14 protein-coding genes are annotated in these 14514 nt (G+C 58.9%); 7 read left to right on the top strand and 7 right to left on the bottom strand.

What is annotated here, in order from left to right; genetic code table 11:
• Positions 1–269 precede the first annotated feature (269 nt).
• The 4 genes from GHO42_RS24825 to GHO42_RS24810 all read right to left on the bottom strand — a co-directional run bounded on the left by GHO42_RS24825 (position 270) and on the right by GHO42_RS24810 (position 5477).
• Entirely contained in the window at positions 270–1616 is a 1347-nt protein-coding gene (locus GHO42_RS24825; RefSeq protein WP_153327332.1) for an imelysin family protein, read from the bottom strand.
• Positions 1617–1777: 161 nt separating this feature from the next.
• A complete protein-coding gene (locus GHO42_RS24820; RefSeq protein ID WP_370688618.1) occupies positions 1778–3853 on the bottom strand; it encodes a putative bifunctional diguanylate cyclase/phosphodiesterase in 2076 nt (691 codons plus the stop codon).
• 219 nt (positions 3854–4072) lie between these two features.
• A complete protein-coding gene (locus tag GHO42_RS24815) occupies positions 4073–4669 on the bottom strand; it encodes a superoxide dismutase (protein WP_095003034.1) in 597 nt (198 codons plus the stop codon).
• Between the two features lie 205 nt (positions 4670–4874).
• Entirely contained in the window at positions 4875–5477 is a 603-nt protein-coding gene (locus GHO42_RS24810; RefSeq protein ID WP_095003035.1) for a LysE/ArgO family amino acid transporter, read from the bottom strand.
• A gap of 103 nt (positions 5478–5580) precedes the next feature.
• Here GHO42_RS24810 and GHO42_RS24805 point away from each other — a divergent pair, with 103 nt between their 5' ends.
• From GHO42_RS24805 to GHO42_RS24780, 6 genes are all read left to right on the top strand, one after another.
• Complete coding sequence (locus GHO42_RS24805; RefSeq protein WP_095019404.1) at positions 5581–6474, top strand: LysR family transcriptional regulator ArgP; 894 nt, start codon at positions 5581–5583, stop codon at positions 6472–6474.
• Between the two features lie 52 nt (positions 6475–6526).
• On the top strand, positions 6527–7525 hold the full coding sequence (locus GHO42_RS24800) for an NAD(P)-dependent oxidoreductase (protein ID WP_153327334.1): 999 nt from the start codon (positions 6527–6529) through the stop codon (positions 7523–7525).
• Positions 7526–7554: 29 nt separating this feature from the next.
• Entirely contained in the window at positions 7555–8376 is an 822-nt protein-coding gene (locus GHO42_RS24795) for an ATPase (protein WP_095019405.1), read from the top strand.
• Positions 8377–8635: 259 nt separating this feature from the next.
• A complete protein-coding gene (locus GHO42_RS24790; RefSeq protein WP_095019406.1) occupies positions 8636–9958 on the top strand; it encodes an MFS transporter in 1323 nt (440 codons plus the stop codon).
• Between the two features lie 629 nt (positions 9959–10587).
• A complete protein-coding gene (locus tag GHO42_RS24785; protein WP_095003040.1) occupies positions 10588–10884 on the top strand; it encodes a hypothetical protein in 297 nt (98 codons plus the stop codon).
• 188 nt (positions 10885–11072) lie between these two features.
• The gene (locus GHO42_RS24780; protein WP_095003041.1) at positions 11073–11693 is read left to right on the top strand and encodes a flavin reductase family protein; all 621 of its coding nucleotides are present in this window, start codon (positions 11073–11075) and stop codon (positions 11691–11693) included.
• Here the strand turns inward: GHO42_RS24780 and GHO42_RS24775 are convergent, their stop codons facing one another.
• Positions 11694–11927: a hypothetical protein gene (locus GHO42_RS24775; protein WP_095003042.1), complete on the bottom strand. Its 234-nt coding sequence runs from the start codon at positions 11925–11927 to the stop codon at positions 11694–11696.
• Positions 11928–11961: 34 nt separating this feature from the next.
• Positions 11962–12276, bottom strand: a complete 315-nt coding sequence (locus GHO42_RS24770; RefSeq protein ID WP_095003043.1) for a putative quinol monooxygenase — start codon at positions 12274–12276, stop codon at positions 11962–11964.
• Positions 12277–12595: 319 nt separating this feature from the next.
• Between GHO42_RS24770 and GHO42_RS24765 the strand changes: the two genes are divergently transcribed.
• Positions 12596–13525, top strand: coding sequence for an AraC family transcriptional regulator (locus tag GHO42_RS24765; protein WP_095003044.1), 930 nt, complete (start codon positions 12596–12598; stop codon positions 13523–13525).
• Here GHO42_RS24765 and GHO42_RS24760 read toward each other — a convergent pair.
• The coding region (locus tag GHO42_RS24760; RefSeq protein ID WP_256671126.1) for a thiamine pyrophosphate-dependent enzyme at positions 13520–14514 on the bottom strand (995 nt) is incomplete at its 5' end. The genes GHO42_RS24765 and GHO42_RS24760 overlap by 6 nt on opposite strands.

Raw genomic sequence — 14514 nt, 5'->3', positions numbered from 1 at the left:
GGCACGCCGCGACGGGCCATCCATGGCCCATCGCGGCTGGCGCGGCGTCCTGCCGCGCCACCCCCATAACAGCACCTGCGTTCGGCCTTCTGTGAGGGGCATTCACGTCGCTTGGCTAATCGAGTGGCCACAGCAAAAGCAAAGGCAAAGGCAAAACCTTGTCGTAGCGAGCAGGCTCGATGTTGAAGTTCTCTTGCTCGCGCCGAAGCGGCCTACAAAAAAGGCGACCCGAAGGTCGCCTTATTGTTCATTCACTCAAACGTTGCAGATCAGAAATCGTGATCGGCGTTGTCCGGGTTCAGGTCGCTGATGCCCAGCTTGCCAGCGGCTTGCTCGATGGCACCGGTCTGCTTGACCAGGGCAGCGATGGCATCACGCACAACCTGGTTGCCCGCAGCGTTGTCAGCTGCGATCAACTGGTCGTAGTGCTCGCCCTTGTTGGCGCGGTCAACCATGACCTGGATCTTGGCTTCGGTGTCGGCCAGATCGGATTTGAGCGTGGCGTCGGTAGCCGGGTCAATGACCACCACCAGCGACGACAGGCTTGGGCCGGTCATTTTTGTGCCGTCAGCACGCACGTACTCACCCAGATACACGTTGCGAATGCCCTTGGCATCGTAGAAGTGCGAGTTGTGGGTGTTGTCGCTGAAGCAGTCCTGCTCGTCTTCAGGGGAGTTGGCTTCCAGGGACACTTTCATCCGCTCGCCGGCCAGTTCACCCAGCGACAGGCTGCCCATGCCGAACAGCATTTTGCGCAGGCCGTTTTGTACCGGCTCGGCTTCCAGCGTAGCGCGGTAGTTGTCAGCCACGTTTGGTGCCCAGTTGCCGACCATTTCGTTGAGGTCGTTGACCAGCAGCTGGGTCACGGCTTTCAGATAGGCGCGACGACGATCGTTATGACCACCGATGGCGCCTTCGCCTTCCAGGTAGTCCGAAGCAGGACGGTTGCCTGCACCCGGGCCCGTACCGTTGAGGTCCTGGCCCCACAGCAGGAATTCGATGGCGTGGTAGCCGGTGGCTACGTTGGCTTCGGAGCCACCCAGCTCGTTGAGGCTGGCAAGGGTTTCCGGGGTGATTTCGGTTACGTCGACCTTGTCTTCACCAATCTGGATCTGGGGGTTGGCGATGATGTTGGCGTTGGCACCCGGGTTGCCCAGTGCGCCGGCGTAGTTGGCGTCAACGTAGTCGATCAGGCCTTCGTCCAGGGGCCAGGCATTCACCTGGCCTTCCCAGTCATCGATGATGGTGTTACCGAAGCGGAACACTTCGCTCTGCAGGTAAGGCACGCGAGCTTCAACCCAGGCGGCACGGGCAGCTTTGAGGGTCTCGTCGTTGGGCTTGGCCAGGAATGCATCGATGGCGGTTTGCAGTTTCTTGGCAGTGCTTTCGGCGTCGCTGTACACGGCGTGAACCATGTCGGCGTAATGGGCAACGACGGCCTTGGCGGCAGCTTCGTCGACTTTTGCCGCCGTGATGTCAGTGGCAGGCGTCGCGGTACTGGTGGCGGCTGCTGGCGTAGGGGTTGCTGCGGTTTTTTCCTTGTCCTTGTCGCCACAGCCGGCGAGTGAGATAGCAATGGCCAGCAGACTGGCGGTAGCCAGAGGCATACGAATCATGGCGAAAATCCTGCTTCGAGAGGTGGGACAAGCGTGCGGCTGCACGCGAAACTGCCACATGATGCGAAAGATATGCATTTTCTGTAAAGGGCTACTGTTGGAAATATTTCTTATTTACTTCAGCTCTGCCCCGGGTCTTTCGTGAATCTCGAAATAAGGACTTACATAATGACGGCCTTGTTACGTCGGGCCTGCTTGAGATAAGCCACCAGCTCCCGTGCCCCAAGGGGTTTGCTGTACAGGTAGCCCTGGCCTTCATGGCAGCCCTCGGCGATCACATAGGCTTCCTGTTCGACCGTTTCGACACCTTCGGCGATGACCTGCATGCCAAGGCTTTTACCGAGCTGGATGATGGCGCGCACGATGGTGGCATCGTCACCGTCATCGATGAGGTCCTGCACAAAGCTTTTATCAATCTTGATTTTGTCCAGCGGCAGGCTTTTGAGGTAACTCAGGGATGAATAACCGGTACCGAAATCATCAATCGCAATCAATGCACCGGAGCGTCGCAGGCTCAGCAGGTGCTGGGCAGCGGTGCTGATGTCTTTCATCAGGCTGGTTTCAGTCACTTCCAGCTCAAGGCTGCGCGGGGCCAGGCGGTGGCGTTGCAGCAGGTTGTTGACCACCCGGGGCAGGTCTATGTGGTGCAACTGCACGGTGGACAGGTTGACGGCCATGCGCAATTCACTGAAACCCAGGTCGTGCCATTCGCGCAGCTGGCCGCAGGCCTGGTCCAGCGCCCATTCGCCAATGGCAATGATGCTGCCGTTTTTCTCGGCCAGCGGAATAAACAGGTCCGGCGGCACCATGCCGTGCTCCGGATGCTGCCAGCGCAGCAGGGCTTCTACGCCGACCACGCGGTGATCGCTGTAGCGGATCTGCGGTTGATAGACCAGGTAAAGCTGGTTGCACAGCAGGGCTTCGCGCAGGTCTTTTTCCAGTTCGCGCATGCGTCGCATCTCGCGGTCGACGCTGGCGATATAAAACTGATAACGGCTGCGCGAATAGCTTTTGGCCAGGGTCATGGTCTGTTCGGCTTTTTGCAGCAACTGCTCGGTGGTATCGCCGTCTTCAGGGAACAGGGTGATGCCGATGGTGGCGCGCAGGCGGATATTTTGCTGGTCAAGGCTGAACGGCGATTCGAGGTCGTCGAGAATGCTCTGGGCCAGTTCGGCAGCCTCATAGGGCTGTTCGATATGGGCCTGCACCAGGGCAAACTGATCGCCGCCCAGACGCCCAAGCGCACCGAGGCTGCCGCTGTGGGCGCGCAAACGGTCGGCCAGGGCCTGGAGCAACTGGTCGCCGGTTTGATAACCAAACTGTTCGTTGATGCCCTTGAAGTCGTCCAGGCCCACGCACAGCACGGCGACGCGGCGTTGCAGGCGGCCTGCATCGGTGAGGATCTTGCCCAGTTGCCCCTGCAATTGCTGGCGGTTGGGCAGGCCGGTCAAAAAGTCGTACTGGGCCATGCGCAGCAACGAGCTTTCGGCTTCGTGGCGCAAACGGTTGTTGCGCTCGATCGAGGCCAGCAACTGGTTGGATGTATTGACCCACACCCCTAGCTCGTTGTGCTCGTGGCCCTTGAGCAGAGGGATCACATGTTCGCTGGGGCGATCGGGATTGATGCTGGTCAGGTGCCCGATGATTTTTGACAGCGGCTTGGTCAGCAGCCAGTGATAGACCAGATACAACACCAGCCCCATGAGCAGAGCGCGCAACAGGCCGGAAAACAGCATCACCGCCGAATCGGTCAACAGGCCCTGACCGTAAGTTGCGGTGTCGAGGGTGATGCTCAGGTCGCCGTAGTACTCGCTGTATGGGCCTTGGCCAACCAGCGGAATGCGGAACCTGTGCTCCTGACCCAGTATCAGGTCGGTCACCCAGCGGCTCGATGAGCTTTGCAACTCGCGGTTTTTTTCGGCCAGCGGCGCTTCATTGGGATGGCCGATGGCAGCCTTGCGCACCGCCGGATCCTGGAACAGACCTTCGATAACCTGCATGGCCATATCGCGATCCAGGCTGTAAAGCGCCTGGGTTGAGGGGTCGCGAAACATGTCGAGGATTCGTTCGGCATCTGCCGTAACGGCTTGTCGGACTTTGTAGGCGTCGAACACGATCTGTGCGCAGCTCAGCACGCCTCCAACGACCACTGCTGAAAGCAGCACGATGCGGAGCAACTTGAGTGACAAGCTGTTTTTGAATTGCCGCTTCAAAGCGCTATTCCCTGTTCCTGCCATTAATGCCTGTGGCCTTGTATGTGAACGATTTTTTGCCAGAGTGCAAGTGACCAATGTGCAGCGCTTGTGACGGCTACTGTGTCGGTATCTTCACCTTGAACTTGAGGCGCAGCCTGAAAAATTCCCGCCGCTTTCATACTAGCTGGCCCGGATTGGATGGGCTTTTTAGCAAGCCAAAAAAAAACCCGGCAATGCCGGGTTTTTTATCTGGAGCGAGACTTAGGCAGTGAAGGGTTTGCCTTCGAACTGCTCAGCAACGAACTTCCAGTTAACGAGGTTCCAGAACGCTTCTACATACTTCGGACGCACGTTGCGGTAGTCGATGTAGTAGGCGTGTTCCCAAACGTCGCAGGTCAGCAGCGGGGTGTCGCCGCTGGTCAGCGGGTTGCCGGCGCCGATGGTGCTGGCCAGGGCCAGGGAACCGTCAGCTTTCTTCACCAGCCAGCCCCAGCCGGAGCCGAAGGTGCCGATGGAAGTCTTGCTGAATTCTTCTTTGAACTTGTCGAACGAACCGAAGGCAGCGTTGATGGCATCAGCCAGCGCGCCAGTCGGTTGGCCGCCGGCGTTTGGCGCCAGGCAGTTCCAGTAGAAGGTGTGGTTCCAGACCTGAGCGGCGTTGTTGAAGATACCGCCCGAAGAGGTTTTGACGATCTCTTCCAGGGTTTTGCCTTCGAACTCGGTGCCTGGCACCAGGTTGTTCAGGTTCACGACGTAGGTGTTGTGGTGCTTGTCGTGGTGAAACTCCAGGGTTTCTTTGGAGATGTGCGGCTGCAGGGCATCGTGTGCGTACGGCAGCGGCGGCAATTCGAAAGCCATGATGATTCTCCTAATCAGGTCAGTTGCGATGAGCGCAAGGCCGATCACGGGCGGCCAAACACGCGCCGATGAGTTTTTACTCTTTGCGGCGCAGGGTCAGGATCATAGCACCGGGGTGACGGCATAACCACGCGACAACTGTGTGGGATAGACGTTTCAGCACATGTGGGACTATTTTTTTTTGCCTGTGGGAACAGGGTTATGCTCAGCCCGAAACAATTAACTGCAGCGCCACTGCATACATCATCACCGCTACCAGCAAGTCCAGGATACGCCAGGTGTTTGGCCGTGCCAGCCACGGTGCAAGCCAGGCCGCACCCAGCGCCAGGGTGAAAAACCACATCAGCGAAGCACTGGCCGCGCCCACCACATAAGCGCCGGGCACGCTTTGCTGGGCGCCAAGGGAACCGATCAGCAACACTGTATCAAGGTAAACGTGGGGGTTGAGCAGGGTGACGGCCAGTGCGCTGAGCATCACTGCCTTGAGCGAGCGAGCAGTCTGGCTGGCAGAATGCTCAAGGCTCGATGTGGAAAACGCCCGGCGCAGTGCCTGGGTGCCGTACCAGAGTAAGAACACCGCCCCGCCCCAGCGCGCAACACTGAGTAATAGCGGGTTTTGCGCCAGAAGGGTCGCCAGGCCAAACACCCCGGCCGCCACCAGCAGGGCATCGCACACTACGCAAAATGCCGCCACGGGCAGGTGGTGTTCACGGCGCAGGCTTTGCGCCAGCACAAAGGCATTCTGGGTGCCGATGGCCATAATCAGGCCGAACGCGACCAACAGGCCATTAAGGTAGCTTTGCCACATAAGGATTACTCGTTGTACTGCAGGCGGGGTTGCTGCTGGCTATTCTCCTGCCCTTGGATGTATAAGAAAAACCAATATTGCTGATCGCTCATTAGGAAAACTGATGTTCGACTATAAGTTGCTCTCGGCCCTGGCCGCCGTTGTGGAACAGGCCGGTTTTGAACGGGCGGCGCAGGTGCTTGGGCTGTCCCAATCGGCCATCTCCCAGCGCATCAAATTGCTTGAAGCCCGTATCGGCCAGCCGGTGCTGGTACGCGCGACGCCGCCAAGCCCGACCGAAATCGGCCGGCGCCTGCTCAACCATGTACAGCAAGTGCGTTTGCTGGAGCGTGACTTGCAAAGTGCGGTGCCGGCGCTGGACGATGAAGGTTTGCCCGAGCGCCTGCGCATCGCCTTGAATGCCGACAGCCTGGCCACCTGGTGGGCGCCGGCCGTGGGGGATTTTTGCGCCGAGCAGCACCTGTTGCTAGACCTTGTGGTTGAGGATCAGACCGTTGGCCTCAAACGCATGCGCGCCGGTGAAGTGGCTGCCTGCCTGTGTGCCAGTGAACGGCCGGTCGCCGGGGCCCGCAGTGTGCTGCTGGGCGCCATGCGTTACCGGGCGCTGGCCAGCCCAGAGTTTATTGCACGGCATTTTCCGGATGGCGTCAGCGCTGCGCAGTTGCCCAAGACCCCTGCGCTGGTGTTCGGCCCGGATGATTTTCTGCAACATCGCTACCTGGCTTCGCTGGGTGTGGATGGCGGTTTTGAGCACCATTTATGCCCATCTTCCGAAGGCTTTATCCGTTTGGCTGAGGCCGGCCTGGGGTGGGGGCTGGTGCCTGAGCTGCAAGTGCGCGAACAACTGGAAAATGGCCGCCTGGTGGAGCTTTTGCCAGATAAACCCATCGACGTGCCATTGTACTGGCATCATTGGCGCAATGGCGGACAACTGCTGGGGCAACTGACCGAACATTTATCTCGTTCGGCAGCCCGTTGGTTAGTGCCTTTGGCCTGATAACCGGCGTTTAAAGAGCAAGCAGCACGAATTACAGCATTTGGAGTGATTGATGAAGATTCTGGTCACCGGCGCAAGCGGCTTCATTGGCGGACGCTTTGCGCGTTTTGCCCTGGAGCAGGGCTTTGACGTACGGGTCAGCGGGCGTCGGGCCGAAGGTGTCGAACACCTGGTACGACGCGGCGCTGAATTTATCCCGGGTGATTTGACCGATGGCCTGCTGGTGCGCGACTTGTGCGTGGATGTCGATGCGGTGGTGCATTGTGCGGGGCATGTGGGTGCCTGGGGGCGCTACCAGGACTACCACCGCGACAACGTGCTGGTGACTGAAAACGTAGTTGAAGCCTGTCTGAAACAGCGGGTGCGGCGTCTGGTGCATTTGTCATCGGCAGCGTTGTACTTCGATGGTCGCAACCACACCGACCTGACCGAAGAACAGTTGCCCAAGCGCTTCAGGCACCCTTTTGCCGCCACTAAAAACCTGGCGGAGCAGAAGGTGTTCGGTGCCCAGGAGTTTGGCCTTGAAGTGATTGCCCTGCGCCCGCGTTTTGTGACGGGGGCAGGGGACATGAGCCTCTTCCCGCGATTGATCAAACAGCAGCGCAAAGGTCGTCTGGCCATTGTTGGCAACGGTTTGAACAAGGTCGATTTCACCAGTATGCAAAACCTCAACGAAGCGCTGATGAGCAGCCTGTTGAGCAGTGCAGCGGCGTTGGGCAGGGCCTACAACATCAGTAATGGCACGCCGATACCGTATTGGGATGTGGTCAATTATGTGATGCGCCAGATGAACGTGCCGCAAGTGACCCGTTATCGTGGTTACGCCACGGCCTACAGCCGTGGCGCGCTTAACGAAGCTGCCTGCAAGTTATGGCCGGGGCAGCCCGAACCGTCACTCTCGCGTTTGGGGGTGCAGATCATGGATAAAGACTTTACCCTCGACATCAGCCGCGCCCGGCACTACCTCGACTACGATCCCAAGGTGAGTCTGTGGTCCGCGCTTGATGAATTCTGTGGTTGGTGGAAAGCTCAGGAATCCCCTTACCGCTGACCGCTTGCCGCCATTTTTAAAGGTTTACGATGCGTAACGATGCCCGCGACGACTTTGACAATGTGCCGACCCTTCGCGCCGATACCGATGACCATGACGAACCGGCGTCCAGCTTTGGTGCCCGTGAGCGCACTACGGTGTATTCGCGCAATACCCCGGTGATCAAGGTCAAGGGTCCGAGTACCGGGCCTTTGTGGGCCATGATCTGCGCCTTGCTGGTGGCCGTTGGCGGGCTGGGCTGGTGGAGCTTCCAGCAGATTTCGCTGATGGAGCAGCAGTTGGTGGCCACCCAGGAGAGCTTTGCCCGTATCAGCGAAGAGGCAGCCGGGCGCCTGCAGGCCATATCCGGCAAGGTGGTTGCCAGTGAATCGACAATCAACAATGGCAGCGAAGCCTTGAAGTTGCAGATCAAGCAGCTAGAAGAACAGCTGCTTGAGCAGAGCAAGCGTCAGCAAGGGCTGGTGGCGGGGCAGCAGGGGGATCTGGATCAGCGCTTTGAGCAAATCAATGCCGCGATGTTGATGCAAGTGACTGCCCAGAAAGAAAGCCAGGCCAGGCTCGAAGCCGATATCAAGAGTCTGGGTACTGAACTGGCCACGCTCAAGGCAGGTGTCGCCCAACAGGCCACGGATGTGGCGGCCTTGAAGAAACAGGGCAACCCGGGCGCGGCGGTGGAGCGCCTGGAGCAGGATATGATCGTGCTCAAAAGCGAACTTGAGAACCGCCCCGCACCAGCTCAAGGTGCCAATGCTGCCGAGTTCGATGTGTTCCGTGCCCAGATGACGCGCAACATCAACACCCTGCAAAGCCAGATGCAGAACCTGCAGAAGCAGATCAGCGCTCGACCTTGAGCCTGTGCTGAGGGTTTGCCCCTCACCCCGGCCCTCTCCCGCAGGGAGAGGGGGCTGATGTGTGGCGTCAGTCATACCTGCATGTGCCTGTCGGCGGATTTCCGCTTATTGCAACGCTGAAAATCAGCGGATTCCCGCCTACCCATCTCCCGCAAGCCATGTAAACCGTGGTCTCAAGCGTTGGCACAAGTTCTGCTATAGCCCAGCAAGCTCGCGTTTTGACGCGCTATAAAAAAACAATGAAAGAAGGATCCATTCAATGGATAACTCCAGCACCCTGCCTGCCGGGGCCGTGTCTGCGGCGCCTAAAGAAAAGACCACCTCCAGCCGTATCAAATCGATTTTCAGCGGTTCCGTCGGCAATATGGTCGAGTGGTACGACTGGTACGTTTACGCCGCGTTTTCGCTGTACTTCGCCAAGGCCTTCTTCCCCAAGGGCGACACCACCGCACAACTGCTCAACACCGCCGCGATCTTCGCCGTGGGCTTTTTGATGCGCCCGATCGGCGGCTGGCTAATGGGCCTGTACGCGGATCGCAAAGGCCGCAAGGCCGCGCTGATGGCTTCGGTCCTGTTGATGTGCTTCGGTTCGCTGGTAATTGCCCTGTCGCCGGGTTACGAAACCATCGGCGTGTGGGCGCCTATCCTGCTGGTCTTCGCCCGCTTGCTGCAGGGCCTGTCGGTGGGTGGCGAATACGGCACCTCGGCCACTTACCTGAGTGAAATGGCGACCAAGGAACGTCGCGGTTTCTTCTCGAGCTTCCAGTATGTAACCCTGATCTCGGGGCAGCTTATCGCTTTGGGCGTGCTGATCGTGCTGCAACAGACCCTCACCGAAGAGCAACTGTACAGCTGGGGCTGGCGCGTACCGTTCGTGATCGGCGCCCTGTGTGCCGTGGTCGCGCTGTATCTGCGTCGAGGCATGGAAGAAACCGAGTCGTTCAAAAAAACCAGGGTCAAGCCTAAAGAAAGCGCCATGCGCACCCTGCTGCGCCACCCCAAAGAGCTGATGACCGTAGTTGGCCTGACCATGGGCGGCACGCTGGCGTTCTACACCTACACCACCTATATGCAGAAGTACCTGGTGAACACGGTGGGCATGAGCATCTCGGATTCCACCACCATCTCGGCCGCCACGCTGTTTCTGTTCATGTGCATTCAGCCGCTGGTGGGCGCGCTTTCCGACAAGATCGGCCGTCGTCCGATCCTGATCGCCTTCGGTGTACTGGGTACCCTGTTTACCGTACCGATCCTGACCACCCTGCACACCATTACCACCTGGTGGGGTGCGTTCTTCCTGATCATGGCCGCGCTGATTATTGTCAGTGGCTACACCTCGATCAACGCCGTGGTGAAAGCGGAACTGTTTCCCACGGAAATTCGCGCACTGGGTGTTGGTTTGCCTTACGCACTGACCGTGTCGATCTTCGGCGGTACAGCTGAATACATCGCTCTGTGGTTCAAGAGTGCAGGTATGGAAACCGGTTACTACTGGTACGTGACAGCTTGTATTGCCTGCTCGCTGGCGGTGTACGCCACCATGAAAGACACCCGCAAGCACTCGCGCATCGAGACTGACTGACAGCCCACCCGCTCCCACAGGGGTTAGCCGATACTGCTATTTGACAGGCTGGCCAATTGGCCGGCCTGTTTGCTTTTCAGATCCGCCTCCCGGCGATCATGGCCACCAATATCCCCGCCAGTACCCGCCAAGGGCCGATGGTGCCGAAATCCAGCTCCGAATCATCCGCCAGGTAGTCACCCAAGGCAGTTCCCAAGCCGTGGCGCAAACTTTTATCACCCAAAACGCCAAGGTGAACTGAGGAAGTTCGTTCATTCCAGGCTCCAGTTCTCGAGGGGTACAAAGCCGTTTGGGTACCGGCTTTTTTGCCGGCGAAGACGGGTGCTCGCGCAGCAAAAAATGGGTAATGGACTGATGAAAGCCTGTCTGTGAGTGCGATTTATTTGAATTAATAGTCAGTTAATTCTGTTAGCCCACTATCAATCTCAGCAACACCTCTATGGCCGGCAGAACATGTGTGCCGCCCCACCGGGAGCTGGACGTCGTCAAGAGCCTGGTTCGGCGCGGACTTATATATCGAATTAATCGATTCTTTGGCGCTATTTTTTGCGCTTTTTAATCAAATTAATCGGCGTAGTCTTAAACCCATACCCACTGAACACCCCAAACACGAAACAAGGAGCTTTATCATGAAAACCAAACTTATCCTCGCTGCTGCTTTTTCTGCCCTGGCCTTCAACGCTTTTGCCGCCGATGGTTTCGATAAAACCCATTCGTCGAGCTTTGCTGAAGATGGCTACAGCCGTACAGGTTCTGCTGCAGTTGCTGCTGACGGTTATGACCGCACAGGTTCGGCTACGTTTGCAGAGGACGGCTACGACAAAACCGGCTCGGCCACCTTTGCAGAAGACGGTTTCAGCCGTACCAAATCGGACACCTTCGCTGCTGATGGCTACGATCGCACTCACGGCGCCCACTTCAGCTAACACCTGAATCAGGCACTCCAGCCCGGCCTTGGCCGGGCTTAGTCGTTTTTGGGGGTAAGACAGTGGAGATCCAATCCTTAGCAGCCTCGTTCCTACGGCAGTTGCTACAAAACCTCGCAAGCTTTTGTAATCCCGGCAAATGCCTTGCACTATAGGCCCTCTATCTCAGCCGTTTGCGGACACTTCCCATGCATGACGATATCCATTTCTATGAACCTTCCCAGGGCCACGGCCTGCCCCATGATCCGTTCAATGCCATAGTCGGCCCGCGACCTATCGGCTGGATTTCGTCACAGGATGCCCAGGGCCGTCTGAACCTTGCGCCTTACAGTTTTTTCAACGCGTTCAACTACATCCCGCCGATCATCGGGTTTTGCAGTGTGGGCCGCAAAGACAGTCTCAATAACATTGAACAAACCGGCGAGTTTGTCTGGAACCTCGCCACCCGGCCGCTGGCCGAAGCCATGAACCAGAGCTGTGCCATGGTTGGGCCCGAGGTCAATGAGTTCGAGCTGGCCGGGCTGAGCACCGTACCGTCACGGGTGATCAGCGTGCCACGGGTGGCCGAGACGCCGGTGTCGTTCGAATGCAAGGTCACCCAGATCATTCAGTTGCAACGGGCAGACAAGGAACTGGTGCCGAGCTGGCTGATTCTGGGGGAGGTAGTGGCGGTGCATATTGCCAGGCACCTGCTCAAGGACGGGATTTACGATACCGCGGCCGCCGAACCGATCCTGCGTGGTGGCGGCCCGGCGGACTACTTCCAGCTGGGCCCTGAAGCACTGTTCAAAATGCATCGCCCACGCTGATTACCAAACCAGTTCGGCGTCATCAGTGACGCCTTGCAGGGCTTCAAGTTGCTCGGCCGCGGCGGCATCGGCGGCGGTCGCAGTCTTGAAGGTGTGCTCGGTGAGAATTTTGTGAAAGCGCGGCGCTCCACCTTCGTACAAGGCTTTGACCGCAATCGCTGCGTGATAAACGCCGGGCTCAACCGGAACTACAGCTGATACCGCTTCAAACTGTGCAAATTCTTTACGCGCCATGCTTCAACTCCCGGCCTATGGAAAAACCGGCATTCTACCTGTTCAGCCCGCCCACATCGCTGAAGGTCTGAAAATCGAGACTGTCCACCACTTGCTGGTGCACCAGCGCGCCGTATATTTCCATAAGCGATGAATTGAAATACGCGAGCATCGAGGGTTCATCCTGCCAGTAGCCCGCCACCTGCCACAGCTGCGGGTCGTTATCACAATGCTGCAAGGCAAAGTGCAGGCAGCCGGGGGTCTGGAGCGTCGGTTCGATCAACTGGCTCAGGCAAGCCTCGACCCGGGCCGAACACCCTGCGCGGGCGCGAACCAGTGTCAAATGACTGACGGCATTAAGCTGGGGCATGCAGGCCTCCACAAAGCAAAGTGGTGTTGGGGGGAGGTTCAAAGCTTAGGGGCCGGCCCCTGTACGCCGTTAGTCGATTCCTGCCCCAGGCTTGCACGATTCTGCAAAAGCGCACCGAACCGCTGCCTCATGGCATCATCGGGCAAAGGGCCAGTTCATCAGGGTTTCGAGCAAGGTCAAGCGTCTGTAACGGCTTGGGCAGGCCTGTTCCTTCAGGCAATGACAGGATCAGGCAAGACAACGACAGAAATCAGCTACCCCTTGGCCTTGCACAAACTTAAGCTGTGCCTGCCCTGTTGCTTTGATGAGGATGCAACCCATGTCACTGCTGGAACCGCCGCGACCCGCGCTCGAGCCCGCGCTTGAAAAACAGCGCGTGGAACTGGCTGACCTGATTTTTCGCCATGCCCCGCAAGACGGTTCGTTCACCACCGGTGTCGACGCGCTGTTTGTGTCGCGCCACAGTCATCCCAGCGATTTCGCTCCCAGCCTGCCAAAACCCGCGCTGTGCATCATGGCCCAGGGGCGCAAGGAGGTGCGTCTGGCGGACGAGTACTTTGCCTACGACCCGCTCAATTATCTGGTGGTGTCCGTGTCGATGCCGATCAGTGGCCGGGTGCTGGAAATCTCCCCCGAACACCCGGTACTGGCCTTGCGTCTGGATATCGATCCGGTAGAAATCACCACGTTGATCAGCGATGCCGGCCCCCTGGGCGTGCCGTCGCGACCCACCGGGCGCGGGCTGTATGTTGAGCCTATAGACCAGCCGATGCTCGACGCAGTCTTGCGTCTGACACGTCTGCTCGACACACCCAAAGACATTGCCATGCTGGCGCCATTGATTCGCCGTGAGATTCTGTATCGGTTGTTGCGCAGCCCCCAGGGCTATCGCTTGTATGAAATCGCCAGCCAGAACAGCCAGAACCATCGCGTCAGCCGAGCTATTTCCTGGCTTAACGGCAACTTTGAGCAGCCGCTTCGTATCGACAGCCTGGCGCGCGAAGCCAATCTCAGCGTGTCGACCTTGCACCACAGGTTCAAGGCCATGACCGCCATGAGTCCGTTGCAGTACCAAAAGCAGTTGCGTCTCAACGAAGCCCGGCGACTGATGCTCAGCGAGGGGCTCGATGCCTCGGCGGCGGGTTACCGTGTGGGTTACGAAAGCCCGTCGCAGTTCAGCCGCGAGTACAGCCGCCAGTTTGGCGCGCCCCCGGTTCGAGACCTGGCGCGCCTGCGCATGAGCCTATAGCGCCAGCAATTCTTGCCAGCGCGCCTCGTCGATTTCAATCACGCTTGGCCCCAGGCGGTCGGCGGCACTGGCCAGGGCGGCGCGCAATTGCGCCTCGCCCTCGACCACCTGCGCGGCGCAGCCCAGCGCCTTGGCCACAGCGATAAAGTCCGGGGTGTAGATATCGACCCCCACGGGTTCGATGGCGCGATTGAGCATGTATTTTTTGATCTCACCATAGCCCTGGTTATTCCACAGCAGTACGATGATCGGGGTTTGCGCTTCCACTGCGCTGGCCAGTTCGGCGAGGGTAAATTGCAGTCCGCCATCACCTATCAGGCACAGCACCGGGCCACCCGTTTTGCCATTGGCCCGCCGCCCCAGCCAGGCCCCCACTGCCGCGGGCAGGGCGTAGCCGAGGGTGCCGTAGCCGGTCGAGGAGTTAAACCAGCGCCGTGGCTGCTCGGGGTTAAACGTCAGGTTGCCGGTGTACACCGGCTGAGTCGAATCGCCGACGCACACGGCATCCGGTAGAACATCGAAAACCGCCTGCAAAAAACGCGTCTGGGCGCGGGTCGGGGCATCCCATTCGGTGGCCAACTGCGTCTGCAGACGGCTGACCCGCACAGCACCCCACTGCGGATCCCGTGCTGGCAACTGCGCCAGACTTGCCACTAATGCCTCGCTCGCCAGGTTGGCATCGGCCACCAGCGCCAGGGTCGGCGGGTAATTGCGTACGGTCTGGTCCGGGTCGATATCAATACGTATCAACGCGCCCGGGATCTCGAAGCCGCCAGCAAAAGTCACATCGTAATCGGTCTCGGCCAGCTCGGTGCCGATCGCCAGCACCACATCCGCTTCGGCCACCAGCGCGCGGGTGGCGACCAGGGTTTGGGTCGAGCCGATCAACAGCGGGTGAGAGGAGGGCAGTATGCCCTTGGCGTTGATGGTCAGGGCCACCGGCGCGCCCAGTCGCTCGGCCAGTTGCAACAGGGCTGGCGCTGCATCGA

Source organism: Pseudomonas sp. FSL R10-0056 (genome assembly GCF_009600105.1).
In the GTDB taxonomy this organism is placed as follows: domain Bacteria; phylum Pseudomonadota; class Gammaproteobacteria; order Pseudomonadales; family Pseudomonadaceae; genus Aquipseudomonas; species Aquipseudomonas bubulae.
The sequence above is the reverse complement of the archived record's forward strand: the minus strand, read 5'-3'. Positions and strand labels throughout refer to the sequence as shown.